Source organism: Stenotrophomonas sp. 05L414_2 (assembly GCF_056397905.1).
The window spans coordinates 1-4,360 of record NZ_JBFTOJ010000247.1 but is presented as its reverse complement, the minus strand read 5'-3'; the positions used below and the strand labels follow the sequence as shown (position 1 = coordinate 4,360).

The 4,360-nt window shown below is 67.9% G+C and carries 3 protein-coding genes; 1 reads left to right on the top strand and 2 read right to left on the bottom strand.

Features of this window, described 5'->3' with window-relative positions:
• Positions 1-1,493: transcription termination factor Rho (gene rho, locus AC1DJN_RS20920; RefSeq protein ID WP_478040068.1), on the bottom strand; the 1,493-nt coding region annotated here is incomplete at its 3' end.
• A gap of 228 nt (positions 1,494-1,721) precedes the next feature.
• Complete coding sequence (trxA, locus tag AC1DJN_RS20915) at positions 1,722-2,051, bottom strand: thioredoxin (RefSeq protein ID WP_025878607.1); 330 nt, start codon at positions 2,049-2,051, stop codon at positions 1,722-1,724.
• Between the two features lie 512 nt (positions 2,052-2,563).
• Here trxA and rhlB point away from each other — a divergent pair.
• Positions 2,564-4,294, top strand: a complete 1,731-nt coding sequence (gene rhlB, locus AC1DJN_RS20910) for an ATP-dependent RNA helicase RhlB (RefSeq protein WP_442251962.1) — start codon at positions 2,564-2,566, stop codon at positions 4,292-4,294.
• Positions 4,295-4,360 lie beyond the last annotated feature (66 nt).

Genomic DNA, 4,360 nt, shown 5'->3' with positions numbered 1-4,360 from the left:
GTATCGACCAGCGCGGTGGCGATGATGGTCAGGCTGCCACCTTCTTCCACGTTGCGCGCSGCACCGAAGAAGCGCTTSGGSCGMTGCAGGGCGTTGGCRTCSACACCRCCGGTCAGCACCTTGCCSGAGSWSGGCACSACGKTGTTGTAGGCACGSGCCAGGCGGGTGATSGAGTCSAGCAGGATCACCACGTCCTTCTTGTGYTCGACCAGRCGCTTGGCMYKCTCGATGACCATTTCGGCSACCKGCACGTGGCGCGCGGCCGGTTCGTCGAAGGTCGAGCTGATGACCTCGCCGCGCACGGTGCGCTGCATTTCGGTCACTTCTTCCGGGCGCTCGTCGATCAGCAGCACGATCAGGTGCACGTCCGGATGGTTGGTGGTGATGGCCGTGGCCACCTGCTGCATCATCATCGTCTTGCCGGCCTTCGGCTGGGACACGATGAGCGAGCGCTGGCCCTTGCCCTGCGGCGCCATCAGGTCGAGGATGCGGCCGGTGATGTCTTCCGACGAACCATTGCCGCGCTCCAGGGTGAAACGGCGACGCGGGAACAGGGGGGTCAGGTTCTCGAACAGCACCTTGTTCTTCGACGCTTCCAGCGGCTCACCGTTGATGGTGTCCACGATCGACAGCGCGAAGTAGCGCTCGCCGTCCTTCGGGAAGCGGATGCGGCCGGACAGGTGGTCGCCGGTACGCAGGTTGAAGCGGCGGATCTGGCTGGGCGAAATGTAGGTGTCGTCCGGGCCGGCCAGGTAGCTGGCCTCGGCCGCGCGCAGGAAGCCGAAGCCGTCCGGCAGGATTTCCAGCACGCCGTCGGCGGCAACGCCGTCGCCGTGGCGGGTCAGCACCTTCAGCAGCGCGAAGATCACGTCCTGCTTGCGGGCACGGGCCACGCCTTCGGAAATCTGCAGCTGCTCGGCGATCTCCAGCAGCTTCTGGGCCGGCATGCGCTTGAGGTCGCTCAGCGAATAGACCGGGAAGCCTTCGGGGACGTTGGCGTGCGGACGCGGTACGAACGGCTGCTGTTCGCCGTTGTCGTTGGGCATGCCGTCGTCGCGGAAGCGACCGCCGTTGCCACCACCGCCACCACCACCGCCACCATTGCGATCACGGTCGCGGCGGTTGCGGAAACGGTCACGGCGGTTGCCTTGGCCTTGCTGGCCCTGCTGGCCGCCCTGGTTGTAGGGGCTCTGGTTCTGGCCACCGCCCTGGTTGTTCTGCTGCGACTGCCGCGGCTGGCCGGATTCGCGGCCCTCGCCACCTTCGCCGCCGCCACTGCTGGCAGGGGCCTCGGCGGCGGGTGCGCTCGGCGCGGAAGGCGCTGCGGCCGGTGCCGGCGCCTCGGGCGCGGCTGCCAGCGGCAGGGCAGGCTGCGCAGGGGCGGCGCTGGTTTCGGCGGCGGCCGGAGCGGCAGCCTTGGTTACGCGGGCTTTGCGCACGCGCTTTTCGGCGGGCGCATCAGCGCTACCGGTTTCGGGAGTGTTATCGGACAAGAGCGTTATTCCTCGCTTGAAGGTGCGAGCGCCCGGCTGGGGCGGCGAACATTGGGAATGGGTCTGGAAGAAACTGCGTCCAGAAGATGCGGCACGCGAACGCGGCCGGATGTGCCGACACTATCATCGGCCCGCGGCGCCACGCAAGGGTCGCCGGATACGGTATTCAGTCAGGCGCCGGGGCGCCTGCCCGGCAGCCGTCGAAAACGGCTGCCGGAAAGCGCGGGATCAGGCCAGGGCCTTGTCCAGCAGGCCGGCCAGCTGGGCCTTGCCAACGGCACCGATCTGCTCGCCCACCTTCTCGCCGTCCTTGAAGACGACCAGGTAGGGAATCGAACGCACGTGGTACTTGGCGGCCAGGGCGCGGTTGTTGTCCACGTTGACCTTGGCGATCTTGGCGCGGCCCTGGTAGGCATCGGCCAGTTCATCCAGCGCCGGGGCGATCATCTTGCACGGGCCACACCACTCGGCCCAGAAATCGACCAGCACCGGTTCCTTGGAATTCAGTACGGCGCTATCAAAGTCGGCATCGCCGACGTGTACAACCTTGTCGCTCATCTTGGTTTCTCGTCTTGGATTGCACCCGGCCAGGCCGGAGGTGGGTGAACTGGGCCATGCCCGGTGGCGTGACCCTCGTCGTTGCCTCGCGGCGGACTGCCACGGTGCGTTCGGCGGGATGCCTGGACGCTCACGGCCGGCAGTGTACCCCTATCGCAGGGCAGGGACAGATGCTGGCTGGAACCCAGCGTATCGTGATCGATGCTGAGCCCGGTATGTGTCCGATGTCACTGTCCATGGCTGAAATGGGGGTGCTGGCGCGGTAGGCCATGGGAGCCCGCGCCGCTGTTCAAGCGCGGTACTGCGGGGTGAAGAGGTGCGTCTCCGTAAGCGGTGAGACGCCCGATTCCGGTTTGCTGGCCCGAGTGCGGTAAACTGGGGCATTGTGCGGCGCGCGGACCCGAGGGGTCCCGGCCAGCCCGACCCGCCGCAGGGGCCGCAGTTTGCGACGGAGCCCCAGACAGATTTCAGTGCCGCCGCCCGCAGGCGCGTGGCCATACCAAGACGGACACATGAGCGACAAACCGCTGACCGATTTGACTTTTTCCTCCTTTGATCTGCATCCGGCCCTGCAGGCCGGTCTTGAAGGAGCCGGATTCACCCGCTGCACGCCCATCCAGGCGCTGACCCTGCCGGTCGCGCTGCCCGGTGGCGACGTCGCCGGCCAGGCCCAGACGGGCACCGGCAAGACGCTGGCCTTCCTGGTCGCTGTCGTGAACCGCCTGCTGACCCGCCCGGCACTGGCCGATCGCAAGCCGGAAGACCCGCGCGCGCTGATCCTGGCCCCCACCCGCGAACTGGCCATCCAGATCCACAAGGATGCGGTCAAGTTCGGTTCGGACCTGGGTTTGCGTTTCGCGCTGGTCTACGGCGGCGTTGACTACGACAAGCAGCGCGAGATCCTGCAGCAGGGCGTGGACGTGATCATCGCCACCCCGGGCCGCCTGATCGACTACGTCAAGCAGCACAAGGTGGTGTCGCTGCACGCCTGCGAGATCTGCGTGCTGGACGAAGCCGACCGCATGTTCGACCTGGGCTTCATCAAGGACATCCGCTTCCTGCTGCGCCGCATGCCCGAGCGCTCCACCCGGCAGACCCTGCTGTTCAGCGCCACCCTGAGCCACCGCGTGCTCGAGCTGGCCTATGAGCACATGAACGAGCCGCAGAAGCTGGTGGTCGAAGCCGAGACCATCACCGCCGCGCGCGTGCGCCAGCGCATCTACTTCCCGGCCGACGAAGAGAAGATCCCGTTGCTGCTGGGCCTGCTGTCGCGCAGCGAAGGCGCGCGCACCATGGTCTTCGTCAACACCAAGGTGTTCGTCGAGCGCGTGGCCCGTTCGCTGGAGCGTTCCGGCTACCGCGTCGGCGTGCTGTCCGGTGACGTGCCGCAGAAGAAGCGCGAGAGCCTGCTCAACCGCTTCCAGAAGGGCCAGCTGGAAATCCTGGTGGCCACCGACGTGGCCGCCCGCGGCCTGCATATCGACGGCATCAAGTACGTCTACAACTACGACCTGCCGTTCGACGCCGAAGACTACGTGCACCGCATCGGCCGTACCGCCCGCCTGGGCGAGGAAGGCGATGCCATCAGCTTCGCCTGCGAGCGCTATGCGATGGGCCTGCCGGATATCGAGGCCTACATCGAACAGAAGATCCCGGTCGAAGCGGTCACCAGCGAGATCCTGACGTCGCTGCCGCGCCCTGAGCGTGCCGCCCCGGCACCGGGCGAGGAAGGCGACGAGAACGAAAGCGTCGGCCAGATCTTCCGCGAAGCACGCGAAGCGCGCGCCGCCGAGGAAGAGCGTCGTGGCGGCGGCCGTAGTGGCGGTCGTTCCGGCAGTGGTGCTGGCGCTGGGCGTGGTGGCCGCGATGGCGAGCGCAGCGGCGAACGCCGTCCGCGTGGCCCGCGCAAGCCGCGTGTGGAAGGTGAGCAGGTTGCTGCCGCCGCAGTCGAGGGTGCAGTGACCGCTGAAGCTGCTGCCGTGCAGGCCCCGCGTCCGCCGCGCGCTGAAGCTGCGCCGGAAGTTGCGGTGGACGGCGAGCGCAAGCCGCGCAAGCGCCGTCGTCGTCGCCACGGCCGTCCGGTCGAGGGCGCCGAAGGTGTGGCAAGCAACGCCGGCAACGGCGCCAGCCCGGTTACCCCGGTGCAGGTGGTGGCCAAGCCGGTGCGTACCAGCGCCGATGCCGGCGACTCGTTCCTGACCCGTATCGGCCGCAAGATCCGCCGGATGCTGTCCGGCAATTAAGCCGGAAGCGCCGGGCCATGCCCGGCGAGCGCAGCGGCCTCCGTCCGGGGCCGCGATGCCGGAAGG

Coding starts and splice junctions, on each gene's coding strand:
- trxA (WP_025878607.1), bottom strand. CDS start 2,051: ATGAGCGACAAGGTTGTACACGTCGGCGATGCCGACTTTGATAGCGCC.
- rhlB (WP_442251962.1), top strand. CDS start 2,564: ATGAGCGACAAACCGCTGACCGATTTGACTTTTTCCTCCTTTGATCTG.